15 protein-coding genes are annotated in these 17,625 nt (G+C 74.1%); 8 read left to right on the plus strand and 7 right to left on the minus strand.

The window, feature by feature from the left end:
* Positions 1-173: 173 nt before the first annotated feature.
* A complete protein-coding gene (locus tag ACIHAA_RS10320; RefSeq protein ID WP_399815263.1) occupies positions 174-1,637 on the plus strand; it encodes a PAS domain S-box protein in 1,464 nt (487 codons plus the stop codon).
* A gap of 89 nt (positions 1,638-1,726) precedes the next feature.
* Here ACIHAA_RS10320 and ACIHAA_RS10325 read toward each other — a convergent pair whose 3' ends face one another.
* Positions 1,727-2,542 carry an SIS domain-containing protein gene (locus ACIHAA_RS10325; protein WP_399815264.1) on the minus strand — a complete coding sequence of 272 codons (816 nt, stop codon included), beginning with the start codon at positions 2,540-2,542 and terminating at the stop codon, positions 1,727-1,729.
* Positions 2,543-2,846: 304 nt separating this feature from the next.
* Between ACIHAA_RS10325 and ACIHAA_RS10330 the strand changes: the two genes are divergently transcribed.
* Both ACIHAA_RS10330 and ACIHAA_RS10335 read left to right on the plus strand, forming a co-directional pair.
* Positions 2,847-3,539 (plus strand): metal-dependent transcriptional regulator, encoded by a 693-nt coding sequence (locus ACIHAA_RS10330; RefSeq protein ID WP_399815267.1) that lies wholly within the window; start codon positions 2,847-2,849, stop codon positions 3,537-3,539.
* Between the two features lie 667 nt (positions 3,540-4,206).
* Entirely contained in the window at positions 4,207-5,064 is an 858-nt protein-coding gene (locus ACIHAA_RS10335; RefSeq protein WP_399815271.1) for an alpha/beta fold hydrolase, read from the plus strand.
* 168 nt (positions 5,065-5,232) lie between these two features.
* Here the strand turns inward: ACIHAA_RS10335 and ACIHAA_RS10340 are convergent, their stop codons facing one another.
* The 3 genes from ACIHAA_RS10340 to ACIHAA_RS10350 form a co-directional block, all read right to left on the minus strand.
* A complete protein-coding gene (locus ACIHAA_RS10340) occupies positions 5,233-6,825 on the minus strand; it encodes a transporter (RefSeq protein ID WP_399815274.1) in 1,593 nt (530 codons plus the stop codon).
* Complete coding sequence (locus tag ACIHAA_RS10345; RefSeq protein WP_399815276.1) at positions 6,822-7,613, minus strand: ABC transporter ATP-binding protein; 792 nt, start codon at positions 7,611-7,613, stop codon at positions 6,822-6,824. Before ACIHAA_RS10345 ends, ACIHAA_RS10340 begins: the two co-directional genes overlap by 4 nt.
* 96 nt (positions 7,614-7,709) lie before the next feature.
* Positions 7,710-8,363 (minus strand): bifunctional DNA primase/polymerase, encoded by a 654-nt coding sequence (locus tag ACIHAA_RS10350; protein ID WP_399815279.1) that lies wholly within the window; start codon positions 8,361-8,363, stop codon positions 7,710-7,712.
* A 382-nt stretch (positions 8,364-8,745) separates the two neighbouring features.
* Here ACIHAA_RS10350 and ACIHAA_RS10355 point away from each other — a divergent pair, with 382 nt between their 5' ends.
* Positions 8,746-10,131, plus strand: coding sequence for a transcriptional regulator (locus ACIHAA_RS10355; RefSeq protein ID WP_399815282.1), 1,386 nt, complete (start codon positions 8,746-8,748; stop codon positions 10,129-10,131).
* Positions 10,132-10,466: 335 nt separating this feature from the next.
* Positions 10,467-11,936, plus strand: coding sequence for a hypothetical protein (locus tag ACIHAA_RS10360; protein WP_399815284.1), 1,470 nt, complete (start codon positions 10,467-10,469; stop codon positions 11,934-11,936).
* 21 nt (positions 11,937-11,957) lie between these two features.
* Here ACIHAA_RS10360 and ACIHAA_RS10365 read toward each other — a convergent pair whose 3' ends face one another.
* A complete protein-coding gene (locus ACIHAA_RS10365) occupies positions 11,958-13,298 on the minus strand; it encodes an ABC transporter substrate-binding protein (RefSeq protein ID WP_399815287.1) in 1,341 nt (446 codons plus the stop codon).
* Positions 13,299-13,415: 117 nt separating this feature from the next.
* Here ACIHAA_RS10365 and ACIHAA_RS10370 point away from each other — a divergent pair, with 117 nt between their 5' ends.
* Complete coding sequence (locus ACIHAA_RS10370; RefSeq protein WP_399815290.1) at positions 13,416-13,916, plus strand: hypothetical protein; 501 nt, start codon at positions 13,416-13,418, stop codon at positions 13,914-13,916.
* 107 nt (positions 13,917-14,023) lie between these two features.
* Positions 14,024-14,905 (plus strand): formyltetrahydrofolate deformylase, encoded by an 882-nt coding sequence (gene purU / locus ACIHAA_RS10375; protein WP_399815293.1) that lies wholly within the window; start codon positions 14,024-14,026, stop codon positions 14,903-14,905.
* Between the two features lie 161 nt (positions 14,906-15,066).
* Here the strand turns inward: purU and ACIHAA_RS10380 are convergent, their stop codons facing one another.
* Positions 15,067-16,248 carry a maleylpyruvate isomerase N-terminal domain-containing protein gene (locus ACIHAA_RS10380; protein ID WP_399815295.1) on the minus strand — a complete coding sequence of 394 codons (1,182 nt, stop codon included), beginning with the start codon at positions 16,246-16,248 and terminating at the stop codon, positions 15,067-15,069.
* Entirely contained in the window at positions 16,245-16,811 is a 567-nt protein-coding gene (locus tag ACIHAA_RS10385; RefSeq protein WP_399815297.1) for a sigma-70 family RNA polymerase sigma factor, read from the minus strand. Before ACIHAA_RS10385 ends, ACIHAA_RS10380 begins: the two co-directional genes overlap by 4 nt.
* Positions 16,812-17,106: 295 nt before the next feature.
* Between ACIHAA_RS10385 and ACIHAA_RS10390 the strand changes: the two genes are divergently transcribed.
* Positions 17,107-17,487, plus strand: coding sequence for an STAS domain-containing protein (locus ACIHAA_RS10390; RefSeq protein WP_399815300.1), 381 nt, complete (start codon positions 17,107-17,109; stop codon positions 17,485-17,487).
* Positions 17,488-17,625 lie beyond the last annotated feature (138 nt).

Genomic DNA, 17,625 nt, shown 5'->3' on the forward strand with positions numbered 1-17,625 from the left:
TCCGGGCCGCCCATCAACACCTTTTTCCGGCGGCGGCGGTGGTGCTGGCGGTGGCGGTGGCGGTGGCGGTGGCGGTGGCGACGGGGCAGGGCAGGTCGGGAGGCCGGGACCGGGCCGGGATTTCGCCGGAATCTTTCCGGAAGTGCATATGGGCCAGGTCACGTTCGAGTTGAATGAAAGAGAGTGAGGGACTGGCGCCGTACGTACGGACGCAGCAGCCTGAGGGGGTCCAGGTGAGTGCTTCCCGGCGCAGGGGGACCACGGACGAGCTGGGCCCGGGCGGGCCCGAGCGGGACGGTTCCGATCTGCTGGCCGCCCTCCTCGACGGCATGGACGCGGCCCTGTGCGCCTTCGACGCGGCGGGCGTGGTGACCCACTGGAACCGCGAGGCCGAGCGGATCCTCGGCTGGTCCGCCGCCGAGGCCGTGGGGCGCCGCGGATTCGCCGGATGGGCCGTACGGAGCGCGGACGCCGCCGAGGCCGAGGCGTGGCTGAAGTCCGCCATGCGGGCCGCGGGCCGCCAGGTGCACGAGTTCGCGCTGCTCACCAAGGACGGCGGCCGGGTGCTGGTGCGGACCCAGTCCGCGACGGTGCGCGGACCCGCGGGGGAGCCCGCCGGTGTCTACTGCGCCTTCGGCGAGGTCCATGCCCAGATCGACCTGGAGCGGTCCATCGCGCTGAGCGAGGCCCTGTTCGAGGACGCCAGCTGGGGCGTGGTGCTGGTCGACGTGGATCTGCGGCCCGCCGTGGTCAACGCCCATGCCGCCCGGGCGCTCGGCACCGGCCGTGCGGCCGTGCTCGGCCGCCCCCTCGGAGACCTGCTGGCACAGGGGGTCGAGGAACTGGAGGGCGCGCTGACCCATGTGCTCGCCGAGGGCGCCCCGCCCGCCCCCGCCGAGATGTGGGTGAGCGTGCGGACCGCCGAGGGCGACCGGCGGCGGTGCTGGCGCAGCGGTTTCGTACGGCTGGCCTCCCCGCTCTCGGAAGAACCGGTTCCGCTGGGCGTGGGATGGCTGTTCCAGGACGTTACCGAGGCCAAGCAGGCCGAGCAGGAGGCCGCCCTGCTGCGCTTCCGGGCCAACCAGCTGCACCGGGCCGCGCGGGCGGCCGCCGAGTGCGAGGACCCGGCGGAGGCGGCCGCCGTGCATCTGGACTTCGCGCTCGCCGGGTTCGCCGACCATGCGGTGGTCGACCGGGTGGCCGGCGGCCCGGCGGCGGACGGGCCGGGCCCGGTGCGGCTGGTGCGGGCCGCCGAGACACCGTCCGGCGCGCCCGGGCCCAGCCTGCTCACCGGGAAGGCCGGGCTGCCCGTCCGGTACGCCGAGGGTCACCCCGCCCTCCAGTGCGTGGCGCGCGCCGGATGCGTACGCGCCGGGGCGGGCGCCGTGGACCCCGGGCAGGCCCGTGAGTGGGCGCTCGCCCGGCAGTGGCCCCCGGACGCGGTGCACGCCCTGTGCGCGGTGCTCCGCAGCCGGGGCCGGACGCTGGGCGTGGTGACCTTCCTCCGGGGCGCCGGACGCACCCGCTTCGAACGCGCGGACGCGGTCTACGGGGAGGACGTGGCGGTACGGATCGCCGCCGCCCTGGACCTCGCGGACCTGACCGGCACGGACGGCCGGGCGGAGGGGGGCCGGTAGGCGGTGGCCGGGGCCCAGGCGCCGCGGAGCCCCGGGGAGCCGGGGGCCCAGGGGCCGCAGAACCCGGGGGTGCCGGGGGACCCGGGGGCCTACTGCCGGTAGAAGATCCGGTCGCCGTACTCCCGCAGGATCCGCCCGTTCCACTCGTGGCCGCCGTCGACGTTCCCCGACCGGAGCAGCGGCGGCTCGGTCCCGCGGGCCGACAGCTCGGCCGCGGCCGTGGCCATCACCGCCTGGAGCAGGGCCGTGGTGACCACGGTGGAGGCGGGGGCGAAGGGGGCGGGCACGGTGTCGAGGGTCAGCTCGGCGTCCCCCACCGCGATCTTGGAGTCCAGCACCAGATCGCAGTGGTCCTTCAGAAACGTGCCCGAGGCGTGCCGGGACGTCGTCTCCGCGGCGTAGGCCACCGAGGTCACCCCGATGACGCGGATGCCGAGGGCGCGGGCGTTCATGGCCATCTCCACCGGCAGCGCGTTGCGGCCGGACAGGGAGATCACCACCAGCAGGTCCCCGGACCGCAGCGGGCTGGAGTCGAGCACCGCGGCCGCGAGACCGTCGACCCGCTCCAGCGCGGAGCCCAGGGTGGCCGGGCGGACGTCGACGCCCACCACACCGGGGACCGCGAGCAGATTCATCAGGGCGAGACCGCCCGCGCGGTAGACGAGGTCCTGCGCGGCCAGCGAGGAGTGCCCCGCGCCGAAGGCGAACAGCCGTCCGCCCGCGGCGACGGTGTCCGCGATCAGGGCCCCCGCCTGCGCGACCGGCCCCGCCTCCTCGTCCCGCACCCGCTCCAGCAGCCCGATCGCCGCGTCGAGGAACCGCCCGGCCGGTGTGCCCCCGTGCCCGGGCTCCCCGTCCTGCCGCCGCTCGCCCCGCGGTTCCCCGCCCGTCGGGCCTTCGCTCATCGCAGGCGCCCCCTTCGCAGTCTCGATGTCCGGATCCCGGCGCCCCGGCACACCGGCCGCGCGGCACACCGATCACGTACCGGCGCCCCTGACGGCCCGTGTCGCGGATCACGTTGCGGTCCGGACCAGCGGGATGTCAATACGGCGCCCGCGCGGGCGCCGCGCACCCGTCTGCGGGGCCGGGCGCCCCGCGGTCGCCCCACCGCGCCACGGTTGTCGGCGCGATGCGTCAGAATTGAGTCCAGGGCCAGCGCACGCGCCGGTGAGCCGTCAAGCCTCCGGCACATCTCATCGAGGGGCATGTATGTCCGGACTGATCGACACCACGGAGATGTATCTCCGCACCATCCTCGAGCTGGAGGAGGAAGGCGTGGTCCCCATGCGCGCCCGGATCGCCGAGCGGCTGGACCAGAGCGGCCCGACGGTCAGCCAGACGGTGGCGCGGATGGAGCGCGACGGTCTGGTGGCGGTCGCGCCGGACCGCCATCTGGAGCTGACGGACGAGGGCCGCCGCCTGGCCACCCGGGTCATGCGCAAGCACCGCCTCGCCGAGTGCCTGCTCGTCGATGTGATCGGGCTGGAGTGGGAGCAGGTGCACGCCGAGGCGTGCCGTTGGGAGCATGTGATGAGCGAGGCGGTGGAGCGCCGCGTGCTGGAGCTGCTGCGCCACCCCACCGAGTCGCCGTACGGGAACCCGATCCCGGGCCTGGAGGAGCTGGGCGAGAAGGACGGCGCCGACCCGTTCCTGGACGAGGGCATGGTGTCGCTGGCCGACCTGGACGCGGGCACGGACGGCAAGACGGTCGTCGTACGGCGTATCGGGGAGCCCATCCAGACGGACGCCCAGCTCATGTACACCCTGCGGCGCGCGGGCGTGCAGCCCGGCGCGGTGGTGAGTGTGACGGAGTCCGCGGGCGGGGTACTGGTGGGCAGCGGCGGCGAGGCGGCCGAGCTGGGCGCCGAGACCGCGTCCCATGTGTTCGTGGCCAAGCGCTGAGTCCCGCCGTCAACTCCCGTGAGGGTTGGGGCGGTTGAGGCCGCCCCGCGATGGTGGCTTCGGCAAGATTCTGTGTGCCGAATCGCAGCGCTGTGGCCGTTTGCGTGCGAGGCTGTGGCACGGGCATATGACCTGAGGGCTCTTGGCCGACGGGTGACCGCGATGTCGCCCGGTCAGGGAGGGGACGGACGGATGTGCCACGGACCTGGGGCTGGGCCCCGGCACCCTGGAGCGCCGGGGCCTGTCCTCCCCTGTTCCGACCCGGAGCCCCGAGCTCCCAGGGTCGTCCCCCTCGGACCGTCTTTCCCCGAGCGGTCCGCCTCCCGCAGAAGATCTCCCCACGCAGGCGGCGGCCAATCATCGGGGGGCGTCACCCGAAGGAGGGGTGTTGCCGCCCGGCCCCCCATTTTCGAATAGTCATTCGATAGCGTGAGGGTGACGATCTCGCTGGACCGCGCGCTGTAAGAACCGGCACGTTGTACGGCAGAACGGCCACAGGCCACCCCGGCACCGGACGTCACTCGGTGCACCGGGGCGGCCCGCACCACCGGCAACACCAGCAACACCAGCAGGAGCAGCAGGACGACAGCGGCAGCAGGACGAGCGCACGGGCCGACCGCGGGCAGCGGGGCAGAAGGTCCGTGCGGAGCAGGGGGGTGCCTGGAGCATGGTGCGGCGCATCGATGTGACCGGAGCAGGGGGCGTACGCCTGGCCGCATGGGAGTTCGCCGACCCGCCGGGGACCGGGGAGAGCGAGCACCGGCCCGGGGTGCTGTTACTGCACGGTCTGATGGGCCGAGCCGCCCACTGGGCGTCCGCCGGCCGGCTGCTCTCCGCGCGCCATCGGGTCGTCGCGCTCGACCAGCGCGGCCACGGCCGCAGTGAGAAGCCGCCCGGCCAGTACACCCGGGAGGACTACATCGACGACGCCGAGGCCGCCGTCGAACAGCTCGGCCTCGCCCCCGTCGTCCTCGTCGGCCACGCGATGGGAGCCTTGACCGCCTGGCAGCTCGCCGCCAAGCGGCCCGACCTGGTCCGCGGGCTGGTCATCTGCGACATGCGGGCCTCCGCGCTCGGCGCGGCCTCGCAGCGCGAGTGGGAGAGCTGGTTCAAGTCCTGGCCGCTGCCCTTCGCCACGCTCGCCGACGTCCGGACGTGGTTCGGCGAGGAGGACCCCTGGGTGGAGAGCCCCCGCCCGGCCCGCGGCGCCTTCTACGCCGAGGTGATGGCCGAGTCGGAGGACGGCTGGCGGCCGGTCTTCGATCCGGAGCAGATGCTGAGGTCCCGCCAGACCTGGGTGTACGACGCGCACTGGGAGGAGCTGGCCCAGGTCCGGTGTCCGGCCCTGGTCGTCCGCGGGCTGGACGGCGAGCTGGGCCGGGCGGAGGCCCAGGAGATGGTGCGGGTGCTGCCGCACGGCCAGTACGCGGAGGTGCCCGACGCCGACCATCTCGTCCACTACGACCGGCCGCAGGACTGGGCGGCGGCGGTGTCCCCCTTCCTGGACGGCCTGCCGACCGCCTGACGCGGGGCGGCCTGCCGACTGTTTGACGCGGGGCGGCCTCCTGGTCCGGGGCCCGGCCCCCGGACCAGGGCCCTGCCCCGCGCCTCAGCCCTTGCTGACCGCTGACCGCGCCTCAGCCCTTGCTGACCGCTGACCGCGCCTCAGCCCCTGCTGACCGCTGACCGCTCCTCAGCCCTTGCTGACCGCCGTCAGGATCTCCGGCAGCCGCCGTGCCGTCCGGGGTGCCGCGAGGCGCAGCCCGGCGAGGACGAGCAGCGCCCCGTACCCGGCCCCGGCGGGCCCCAGCAGCCAGGTCCAGCGGTCCCCGCCCGCCATGACGTTCAGCCAGATCACGGCCGCGATCACGGGCGAGGAGAGCAGGGCCGCCGCGACCATGCCGCCGAAGACGGAGATCCAGGCGAGCCCGGCCTGTCCCGGGACCACGTTCTTGTGGCCCTCCTGCGGGATCGAGTACGGGAAGGAGGCCGAGGACCAGGCGCCGGCCGCCAGCATCGCCCCGAGCAGGGAGAAGGACAGCCCGAGCACCTCCGGCAGCCGGTGCCAGGCGCCGAGCAGCGCGGTGGTGAGGACGGTGACCGCGGTGGCGTAGGGCAGGGTGATCAGCAGCAGGGCCAGCGCCCGGCCGCGCAGTTCGGCGTGGGCGTCCCGGGGCGAGGAGATGGTCGTCGCGACCATCCAGAACGCCGAGGTGTCCTGGCCGAACTGGTTGTACATCTGGATGCCGAGCATCCCCGCCGCGAAGCAGGCGAAGTAGACGGAACCGGTGCCCTGGAGGGCGTTGAAGACCGGCACGATCATCCCGATGGCGAGCGAGGTCACCCAGGCGGCCTTGGTCTTGGGGTCGCGCCAGACATAGCGCAGGCTGCGCTCCATCACGGTGCCCGTGCGGCCCGCGGGCAGCAGCCGGGACAGCCCGGACGAGGTGCGCTCCCGGGGGCCCGGTTCGGCCGCCTGGAGCGTGGAGCCGTCCGGCGCGGTCATCAGTGTGGTCAGACTGCGCGACCACAGCGCCAGCAGCCCCGCCAGCGCCGCGGCGCTCAGGCCGAGCTGGGCGAGCCCGGTGCCGTAGGAGCCCCTGCCCATGGAGTCCACCGCGCCGATCGCGGAGGCGGGCGGGATCCAGCGCAGTACGTCCGCGACCGGGTCCAGCTGGGCGAGTCCGCCCGGCCCCAGCCGCTGCGCGCCGAAGTTCACCACCTGGGCGCCGACGGCGACGAGCAGTCCGCTCAGTACGGCGAGATCGCGGCCCTTGCGGCTGGTCAGCAGGCGGACGTTGGCGGCGGCGACGGCCCGCGCCAGCGCCACGCACACCAGCGGGGCGAGCACGACGGCCACAACGGCGGTCGCCCAGGCGGCCGCCCCGTGCGCCACGGACACCACCGAACCGGCGAACAGGCACAGGGTGAACAGCGGTCCGATGCCGACCAGCGACACCACCAGCAGTGCCCGTATCAGCGGTCGCGGGCGCAGCGGCAGCATCACCAGACGGGTCGGGTCCAGCGTCTCGTCCCCGCCGGGGAAGAACAGCGGCATCACCGCCCAGCCCAGCGCCAGGATCTCCGCCAGCAGCACCGCGACGCTCGCGGCGTGCGCCGAGCCGCGCAGGGCGATCAGCCCGATCAGCTGGAGCGCGGCGAAGAGGAGCACCACGACGACGGTGGTGACGTACACGGCCCGCCGCCCGGCCGACTGCCGCAGCCCGTTGCGCAGCAGGGCCAGTTTGAGCCGTACGAGTGTGGGGGTGGGGCCGGGGGCGCTCATCGGGCGCCGCCGCCGAGCCAGTCGAGGTCGGTGCCCGCGGCCTGGGCGCGCGCGCCGACCAGTTCGAGGAAGGCCTGCTGGAGCGTGGGCGCGGAGCCCCGCACCTCGGCGAGCGGGCCGTGGGCGCGGATGCGTCCGGCGGCCATCACCGCGACCCAGTCGCAGAGCGACTCGACCAGCTCCATGACATGGGAGGAGAAGACGACGGTGGCGCCGGAGGCGGTGTACCGCTCCAGCACCCCGCGGATGGTCTGCGCCGACACGGGGTCCACGCCCTCGAACGGCTCGTCCAGGAACAGGACTTCGGGATTGTGCAGCAGTGCGCAGGCAAGCCCGATCTTCTTGCGCATACCGGTCGAGTAGTCCACGACCAGCTTGTGCTGGGACCCGGCCAGGTCGAGGACGTCGAGCAGCTGGGTGGCCCGCTTGTCGACCTCGGCCCCGGGCAGTCCGCGCAACCTGCCCATGTAGGCGAGGAGTTCGCGGCCGGAGAGGCGCTCGAAGAGGCGCAGGCCCTCGGGCAGCACACCGATACGGGACTTCACCGCGACCGGGTCCCGCCACACGTCGTGCCCGACGATCTGGACGGTCCCCTGATCGGGCCGCAGCAGCCCGGTGACCATGGACAGGGTGGTGGTCTTCCCCGCGCCGTTCGGGCCGACCAGCCCGATGAACCGGCCCGCGGGCAGCTCCAGATCGATCCCCGCGACGGCGATCTGCTCCCCGTACCTCTTCCAGAGCCCTTGCACGCGTACGGCGGCCTCGGCCGCGCCTGCTCCCTCGGTCATAGGAGCACCATACGGGGGGCCGCGGGGCCCTTCGGGTGCGGGCGGCGGCCGCCTCTCCCACCAGCGGCGACGGCGGATACGGAGCCGGAGGACCCGCTAGCGGTCCCTGCCGCACGCGTACGCCAGCGGGGAGATCAGCTCCTCGGCGTCCGGCAGCCAGCGGTTCGCCGCGGTCGGGCGGCGGGCCCACTGCACGGCGCCCCGGGACCCGAACCGGGTGGGGGGAGCCGCCAGATAGCCGCCCTCGCCGAGGGTGACCAGGTCGAGGGAGGACGGCGACCAGCCCAGGGCGCGCACCAGGCCGGGGACCTTCGCGGCGGCCCCGGGCAGGACGAGGAACCGCATCCGCCGGTCCGGCGACAGGGTCACCGGGCCCAGGGCGCGTTCCATCCGCTCCAGACGGGCGAGGGCCAGGAAGCCGGCCGTCTCGGGGACCTCGATGGCGTCGAAGGTGCGCCCGGTGGGCAGCAGGACGGCCGCGGCGGGGCGCTCGGCCCACATACGGCGCACGGCGGCCGCGCTTCCGGTCGCCCGCGTCGCCCAGTCGTCGTCGGCCGGGTGCGCTCCGGGGGCGGGGCACCCGGGCAGACCGCACGAGCAGCGGTGCGTGCCGTCCGCGGCCTCCAGCCAGGTGCCCGGGAACACGTCCCAGTGGCGTTCCTCGGCATAACGAACCGCGGCTTCCGGGAGTGAATCGCCGCGCTGCTTCGGGATGGGGGCAGCTTCAGGGCCCGCGATGGTCTCTTCCACGATGAACTCAACTCTAGCCGTCACCGGGGGTTACGCCCGCCTACCGGGAGCCATCTCCCCAGCGGGGGACGGTTTTTGGGCATGCCCTCTTTGTCCGCATGCGCCGGGGAGGGGCGCTGATGTCGCGGCCGGGGCGCATGGGTGCACGACCGGGGGCGCGCACGGGAAACGGCAGCGGGGGTGGGGTAACCAGGTGAGGGGGGTGTCGCAGCAGGCTTTACCCGGCAATCCTCACATGTCTCGCATCAGAGGCATGTCCGCTGGGCATCGATCTTCAAGGCCGGATCCTTTCGGTACGCGGGAAGGGAGTTCCTGGTGGTCCGGCCGTCGAAGGCACGTCAACTCGGTGCGTGAGCAGGCACCGCAGCCAAGGGGGTACGCCATGGCCGCCAGGCCACTCGTCGCACGACAGCCGAACGAACGACTCCAGGCGCTCATCCAGGAGGCGGCCTGCTCGAACGCGGGGCTCGCCCGCCGGGTCAACATGTGCGGCGCGGAGCACGGTCTCGATCTCCGCTACGACAAGACGTCGGTGGCCCGCTGGCTGCGGGGGCAGCAGCCGAGGGGCCGGGCCCCGGCGATCATCGCCGAGGCGCTCGGCCGCAAGCTGGGCCGCACGGTCACGATCGACGAGATCGGCATGGCCAACGGCAAGAACCTCGCGTCCGGGGTGGGCCTCCAGTTCTCGCCGACGGTGCTCGGCGCCGTGGAGCAGGTCTGCGAGCTGTGGCGCAGCGACGTCGGCCGCCGGGACTTCCTGTCCGGCTCGTCGGTGGCCGCCTCGGCACTGGTCGAGCCCAGCCGGGACTGGCTGATCTCCGCGCCGGACGCGCAGGTGGCACGGTCGGCCGGGCCGCGGGTGGGCCCCTCGGACGTGGCCGCGGTGCGCGCCACCACCCAGGCCCTGGTCGAACTGGACCACCAGTACGGCAGCGGGCACGTCCGCCCGGTCGTCGTCCACTATCTCAACAGCGTCGTCTCGGGGCTGCTGGCCGGCTCCTACCGGGAGGCCGTGGGGCGCGACCTGTTCGCCGCGGTCGCCCGGCTGACCGAACTCGCCGGTTACATGGCGGTCGACACCGGACAGCCCGGACTTGCCCAGCGCTACTACATCCAGGCGCTGCGGCTCGCCCAGGCCGCGGGCGACCGCGGCTACGGCGGCTATGTGCTCGCCGCCTCCATGAGCCATCTCGCCGCCCAGCTCGGAAACCCCCGGGAGATCGCGCAGTTGGCGCGGGCCGCCCAGGAGGGGGCGCGCGGCCGGGTCACCCCGCGCGCGGAGGCGATGTTCCATGCCGCGGAGGCGCGCGGGCACGCCCTGATGGGGGACGCGCGCGCCGCCCAGCTCGCCGCGGGCCGCGCGGTGTCGTCGCTGGAGGCCGCCGACCCGGCCGCCGGGGACGACCCGGTCTGGATCGCCCACTTCGACCGGGCCTATCTGTCGGACGAACTGGCCCACTGCCACCGGGACCTGGGCCAGGCCGAGGCCGCGGCGCGCTGTGCGGAGGAGTCCCTCGCCGGGCACCCCGCCTCCCGGGCCCGGCGCCGGGCGATCGGCTATGTGCTGCTGGCCACGGCCCAGGTGCAGCGGCGCGAGGTGGAACAGGCCTGCCACACCGGCCTGAAGGCCGTGGAACTCCTCGGCACCCTGCGCTCCAACCGCGGCGCCGAGTATCTGGAGGACCTCCAGCAGAGACTGGAGCCGTACCGGGAGGAGGCGGTGGTACGGGAGTTCGGCGCCCGCATGGAACTGTCCGCCGCGGCGTAGTCACCCACGCCGCCGCCGGGCCCCGGTCATCCGGCCGGGGTCCGGCGGCGTTGCCGTGGGTGACGGTCATCCGGCCGGGGCTCGACTGCGTTGCCGTGGGTGACGGCGGGACCTCTCGCGCGGGTGGCGGAAGTCATGCCCCGGAGGGGGGAATTCCGGCGGGGAACGGGGGAACTCGCCGTGGCGGGAATGCCGTCCCCGGCGGTTTGTGGCGGCTCGCGTGATTCCCCCCGCTCTCGGCGGGACGCTCGGCCCGTGCTGCGTGGCACCCGGTTCCGGGGACCCGGTAGCGTGAGCCGACGATTCCGTAGGTTCCCCCGATCGTAGGAGTCCCGGTGACGCAGAGTGGACAGGGCGAGGAGCCCTCGGCGCGGCCCGCGCGCGAAGGCATCGTGCTGCCCTCCGACGGCGGTGCACCCCTGCTGCCGAACGCGACGGGCGGACCGCACGGCGCCCCCGGTGGTCAGGCCGCTCCGACGGGCGGGCAGAGCTGGGACCGGCCGTGGGGCCCGGATCAGCAGCAGGATCCGGCCACCCAGCGCTGGGGCGCCGACACGGGCCAGTCCTGGGACGCCCAGCCGTCCTGGGAGCGGCAGCCCCAGGATCCCCGGTCCACCTGGGGCGGTGCCTCCGTGCCGCAGCAGGGCGGCGGACCGCTGCCGCCCGAGGGCGCCCACCCGTCGCCGTACGGGACGCACGGCGGGGCCCCGCAGCACGGCGCGCCGATGCCGCCCGCGGACGAGGGCGCCACGCAGTACATCCCCCCGGTGCCCGCAGGGCCCGACGAGGGCGCGACGCAGTACATCCCGCCGGTCCCCGCCGAGGGGGCGACCCAGTACATTCCGCCGGTCGGCGCGGGAGCCCTGCCGCCGGAGCAGCCGGGGGACCACGCGACCCAGTACCTCGGCCGGGCCGGGGCGGTGCCCGCCGCAGGCCCGGACGCGCAGGCGGCCACGCAGTACCTTCCGCCCGTCCCCGGGCAGCAGGGCCCCGCCCCCTACGGCACCCCGGGTGCCGCCGCCGGGCCGCCGCCCGTCTTCGACAACCTCTTCCGCGAGGGCACGGGCGGCCCCGCCTCCACCCAGAACCTGCCGCGCTTCGACCCCGCGGACGCCTCGGGGATGCCCCCGGGCCGGGCCGCGGGGCGCGGCGGCGACGAGGACGGGGGCCGCGGCCGCTCGCGCGTCCCGCTGATCGCGGCCGTCGGCACCGGCATCATCGTCCTCGGCATCGGCGCGGGCGCGCTGCTCGGCGGCGGGGGCGGTGACAGCAAGGGCGACGACAGCTCCTCCGTCGCGGCGACCGGACCGGCCTCGGACTCCTCGTCCTCCGCGCCGGGCGGCGACGGGGCCAAGGCGCAGGCCGTCGCGCTCGACAAGCTCCTCGACGACAGCGGCAACAGCCGCGGCGCGGTGATCAAGGCGGTGGCCGACGTCAAGGCCTGCCAGAACCTGGACGGGGCCGCGGGCGATCTGCGTGACGCGGCGCAGCAGCGCAACGAGCTGGTCAACCGGCTGTCCGGGCTCGCGGTCGACAAGCTGGCCCGCCACGGCGAGCTGACCGCCGCCCTCACCAGCGCCTGGAAGGCCTCCGCGGCCGCCGACACCCACTACGCGGCCTGGGCCGACCAGGTCTCGGGCAACAAGAAGGCCTGCGCGAAGGGCCAGGCGCACACCACCGGCCAGACCGCGGCGGGCAACCGCGCCAGCGGCACGGCCAGCGCCGAGAAGGCCAAGGCCGCGAACCTGTGGAACGCCATCGCCCAGGACTACGGCCTGACCCCGCGCCAGCCGACCCAGCTCTGAGCCCCCGGGCCCGCGGGTCGCTCACTCGGAGTCGGCGGCCGAGTTCTCCAGGATCTTCGACACGTTCACAAAGCCCTTGCGGGCGCCCACCAGCCGCCCGTCGCGGACCACCTGGAAGGTCACGTCCGAGTTGATCAGGCGCGGGAAGTCCACGACCGCCGTCAGGTCCTGGAAGCGCCACCGCAGGGGCGGGGTGAGACCGCCGGTGTTCACCTGGAGGCCGTTGTCGAGGGCCGCGCGGATCGTCCGCGCGGAGACCTCGCCGTTGCCGAGCGACTCGACGGCCTTCGCGAGGACGGTGTACGCGATCCAGGTGGTCTGCACCCCGGCGTCCGCCGGATCGATCCGGTTGTCGCCGAAGGCCTGCTCCTGGATCACCTTCTTCATCGGGTCCCAGCGCGCGTCCGTGGCCTCCGGGTACCAACTGGTGACGTAGGCGCCCTCGTACGGTCCCGACCCGCCGCCGGAGGCGTCGATCACCGACTGGTCGACGCTGCCCAGGACGGAGGCCGTGCGCACCGCCGGGTAGGAGTCGCTCAGCCGGCGGAAGGAGTCCATGAAGGTGCCGGTGCGCTCGTCGAGGGAGGGCACCACGCACCCCTTCTCCTGCGGGTTCACGGTCGCCCTGCGCAGTGCCTGCTCCGCCTGGTCGTCGAGGGCGGTGGCGTCCTCGGCGGCCCGCACGTCCGCGGCCCGGGTGTGGCCGCTCGCCGAGAGCCCGGAGTCGAGCAGCAGCGGCAGCTGGTCGCCCGCGATGGTGTCGGGGCGCACCAGGGCGACGGGGCCGCAGTCGCGGCCCAGCTCCTCGCCGAGACCGGCGAGCAGCGCGGGCTGCCCGCCGTTGACGGGGTAGGAGAGCACGCTCTTGAACTCGTCGTCGGTGAGGCCGTAGCCGCCGATGTAGGGGATGCCCGCCGACTCCAGCGGGGAGAGGAAGGAGGAGGCGTACTGGCTGTAGGAGCCGACGACCGCGACCACGTTCTCCTTGACGGCGGTGCGGGCGCACTTCGCGGCGCCCACATAGTCGTTGTGGTCGTTGCAGGTCAGGACGTTGAGCCGGTGGCCGGCCAGGCCGCCGTGCGCGTTGACGTAGCGGGCGTAGGCCTTGGCCATCGCGGGCATGCCGGGTTTGTTGGTCGCCGAGGTCTTCTCGGGCGCCCAGGTCATCACGGTGACGGTGCCGTCCGCGGAACCGCCCGCGGTGCCGGGGACGACACCGCATGCGGCGGCGATGGACCCGACCGCCACCAGCGCGGCCGCCGAGAGCAGGGCAGTCCGCACGCGGGGAGACGCTTTTCTGCGGACGGAACTCTGGAGGCGGGGGCGGGAGGAGGAGGTGCTGGTGCGTCGCCTGCCGGTCATGGACAGGCACGATTCCGCCACACAGCTAACCCGGGAGTGACCTCCGGTGAGCCGAAGGTGATGTAGAGGTGAATTGCGGGGGTCGATGATCCGGATTTCACAGGGAACGTACGATCGATGACCGTGCAAGGTTCGGAGAACTCTTCCCGTCGCGGCCGTCGCTCGTTCACCATGGGCGGCATGCCAACCAACGACATGCCGTGGTGGCGCTGGCGCAGCAATGTGCGCTCCGCGCTGCACATGCTCTCCGACCCGGTGTTCCAGCGGGACGTGTGGCTGGCCGGGGTCGAGGGGTACGGCGACGTCACCGACGCCGTGTACCGCCTGGTCGAGGACACCTGGCTGGACAGCTGGTCGGCCGAGAAGTACGTCGGCACGATCTTCCGCGACTCCCAGGAGGCGGCCCTCGTGGACACCGCCGTGCTGCGGGTGCTGCGGATCATGCACCAGGTCGGCCCGGACGCGCCGGTCGACGCGTATCTCGACCACCAGGGATGGCCGGAGGCGGTGCGGGCGGCCCGGGACGCGCATGTGCGGCTCGCCACGAGCGACGGCGAGGAGCCGGACACGCCGCCGCGGACGCTGGAGGTGCTCCGCATCCTGACGCGGACGGCTTAGCCGTCCGCCGGGGCGGGCGGCCCACCCGGGGCGCGGCCGTCCACCGGCCGGTCCGGGTGTCGGAACGGCACCCCGTCCGGGCGCCCGGTCATGAGACCCTGGCCTGCATGAGTGAGCAGACCTCCCGGGCCGTGGTCCCCGCCGACCAGTACGTCCTCACCCTCTCGTGCCCGGACAAGCAGGGCATCGTGCACGCCGTGTCGAGCTATCTCTTCATGACCGGCTGCAACATCGTGGACAGCCAGCAGTTCGGCGACCAGGACACGGGACTGTTCTTCATGCGGGTCCACTTCTCGGCGGAGGCGCCGGTCACGGTGGACAAGCTGCGCGCGAGCTTCACGGCGATCGGCGACTCCTTCCACATGGACTGGCAGATCAACCGGGCCGACGAGAAGATGCGCATCGTCCTGATGGTCAGCAGGTTCGGCCACTGCCTGAACGATCTGCTCTTCCGTGCCCGGACCGGTGCGCTGCCCGTCGAGATAGCGGCCGTGGTGTCCAACCACACGGACTTCGCCGAGCTGGTGGGCTCCTACGGGATCCCCTTCCACCACATCCCTGTGACGAAGGACACCAAGGCGGAGGCCGAGGCGCGGCTGCTCGAACTGGTCCGCGAGCGGAATGTCGAGCTGGTGGTGCTGGCCCGCTATATGCAGGTGCTCTCCGACGACCTGTGCAAGCAGCTCAGCGGCCGGATCATCAACATCCACCACTCCTTCCTGCCGAGCTTCAAGGGCGCCAAGCCGTACCACCAGGCCCATGCCCGCGGGGTGAAGCTGATCGGCGCGACCGCGCACTACGTCACCGCCGACCTCGACGAGGGCCCGATCATCGAGCAGGAGGTCGAGCGGGTCGGCCACGACGTCACCCCCGACCAGCTGGTGGCGGTCGGCCGGGACGTGGAGTGCCAGGCGCTGGCCCGCGCGGTCAAGTGGCACGCCGAGCGCCGGATCCTGCCGAACGGCCGCCGCACGGTGGTCTTCGCGTAAGGCTCTCGCCGGTGCCGGTGCCGGTGCCGGTGCCGGTGCCGGTGCCGGTGCCGGTGCCGGTGCCGGTGCCGGTGCCGGTGCCCGTGCCCGTGTCGATCCGGTCCCGCCCGCATCCGGCTCGTGCAACCGGTTCCTACATCCGGCTCCTGCGCAACCGGCTCCTACATCCGGCTCAGGGACGCGGCCGCGCCCAGCACGTCCCTGATCGCCTCCCGGTCGCCCATCCGGCCCGCGGCCGCCTCCTCGGGCGGCACATGACCGGCGGCCAGCCGGCAGAACTCCACTCCGTCGAGCGCGAGGTGCGCCACCTCGTGCCCGGCGGAGGCGTCGGCGCCCGGCGGTGAGTCCAGCGGGATCAGCCACTGCCCGCCGCCGGACCCCTCGATCTCCAGACGCACACTCCGCCCCGGCCCGCCCACCGGTACCAGATGCCGGGCGGGCGGGGCCGCACCCGTCCGCCGCCGGGCCGCGAGGGCGCCGGGGAGCATCCGCGCCGCCAGATCGACCATCCGGTGGAGATGGCGCGGCGCGGGCGGCTCATACGGATAGGCGACCGCCTCGGCGATGTCCTCCGCGTGGATCCAGCACTCGAAGGCCCGGTCGAGCAGCGCGTCCGGCAGCGGCAGCGCGAAGCCGCCGTAGTCCACCGGCGTCTCCCGGTCCCCGCCGGTGAACGACACGGCCCGCACCAGGCTCCGGCTCTGCTCCCGCCAGGGGACGCGCACGGACCGGGTCGGCGGGGTGCGGGCGTCGCGCCAGTACGCCTCGGTGCGCTCCTGCGGTGTCGCGGTTCCGGCGGCCGAGCCCGCGAGCGGGTCCTCCATCCCCAGCGCCACCGCCACCAGCCCGTCCACGGAGAGCAGATGGGCGATCACCCCGGCGACGGTCGTACGACGGCTCGCCGGTCCGGTGCCGTCGAACCACCGCAGCCGTACGGGGGCGTGCCACTCGGCGTCGCCCATGTCCCGGAGCAGGGAGTCCAGCCGCGCCGTCTCCGTGTCATAGGGACCGGCCCAGTCGGGCACCGGCACCCGGGGCGGGCGGCGCTCCAGACAGCCGTCCAGGACGCGGGTGCGCAGGCCCGGGTCGAGGTCCAGGCTCTCCGGGCGCTGGAGCAGGCCCACGGCCTCGCGCAGCCGCCGCGCCTCGTCCGCGCACGGGCCGCAGCCGCCGAGGTGCTCCTCCACGGCCGCGGTCTCCTCCGCCGAGCACGCGGCGAGCGCCCAGGCTCCGAGCAGCGACTTCAGCACCCCATGGTCCGGCGGCCGCGCGGGTGCCTCGTCGCGGCGGACCGCCCCCGGGGAGCGGTCCGCCTCCTCGCAGCGTCCCTGCCCGGTGCTCACGCGGCCCCCGGTTCGTCCGGAGCGTCCGAGGGGCCGCTGTCGTGGGCCGTGGCGAGCAACTGGAGGCCGAGGCGGAGGCGGCGGCGCGCCTCGTCGGCCGTGATGCCGAGGTCGGCGGCGGTCTGGCGGTAGTCCCGGCGCTGGAAGTAGGCCCGCTCCAGGGCGGTGCGCAGCGGTACCGGCATGGCGGTGACGATGTAGTCGGCGCGGGCCGCGACCGAGGCGCGGCGCACCGTGCGCTCCAGCTCCTCGGGGGTGCCCCGGCCGTCCCGGGCGAGCGCGGCGCGCAGCCGCCGCACGGCGAGCCGGTGGGTCAGCAGGGCGACCCAGGAGCGCAGCGGGCCCTCGGCCGGGTCGTACTCCCCGGGGTGCTCCCAGACCTGGGCGAACACCTCACGGGTGATGCCGTCCGCCGCCTCCTCGTCCCGGAGCACCCGGTGGGCGAGCCCGTGCACCAGTGAGGCGAACCGGTCGTAGCACTCGCCGAGGGCGGCCGCCTCGCCGCGGAGGAGCCGCTGCCGCATCCTGCGGTCCCAGCCGAGCGGTGCGTCCCCCGCCGTCATACGGCCCCTCCCCTCCGGTCGTGCCCGGTTCCGGTGCTCCGGTCCAGCCTGTGATCCCCGTCTCCTCGAATGTAGTCGGCACACAGGAGCGCGCACGCCCCTTTGCAGCAATGTGCGCCCCTTGACGCGCCGCAGGTGATAGGGGCAGGGGCGGGTGCGGCGACGGGTTGGCTCATCTGCCACGCGCTTTCGATCAATAGTTCGGTGTTTCATAAAGATGCGTTGGGGCAGCCGCGCTGAAAGGAAGCGTAGGAGTGGCTTCCGTTTTTTGTCGGAACGCGCGCGAACGGGAGGCGTGGCGGTGACGCTCAAGGTGACCCACAAGCAGCGCGGCGACTGGGCCGTGCTCCATGTCGCGGGCGAACTGGACCTGGTGACCTCGCCGGTGCTGCGCCAGCGGGTGCACGACGCGGTGGCCGACGGCCGCCACCGGGTCGTCCTCGACCTGTCGGAGGTCGTCTTCTGCGACTCCAGCGGCGTCGGTGTGCTCATCGCCACCCGGAGACTGATGCGTTCCTGTCAGGGCTGGCTCAGAATCGTCCTGCCCCCGACCGGCGCGGCGGAGGGCGCCCACGTCAACCGTGTCCTCGCGGCCCTCGGCGTGCGCCGCCTCTTCGACGTCTACGCGAACGCGGACTCGGCCGCCGACGAAGAGGCGCGCCCCCTGTCGGCGTGACCCCCTCCGGGCAACCTCCCCGCGGCGGTCCCGTATGCCTGCTCACCGGGCCCCCTGCGCCCCGGCGCCCACTCCCGTATGCCCCGGCGCCACCCCTGTGAGCCCCCTGCGCCGCGTATGCGCATCCCTCCCGCGCGC

It is taken from the genome of Streptomyces sp. NPDC052040 (assembly GCF_044548405.1).
Taxonomy (GTDB): domain Bacteria; phylum Actinomycetota; class Actinomycetes; order Streptomycetales; family Streptomycetaceae; genus Streptomyces.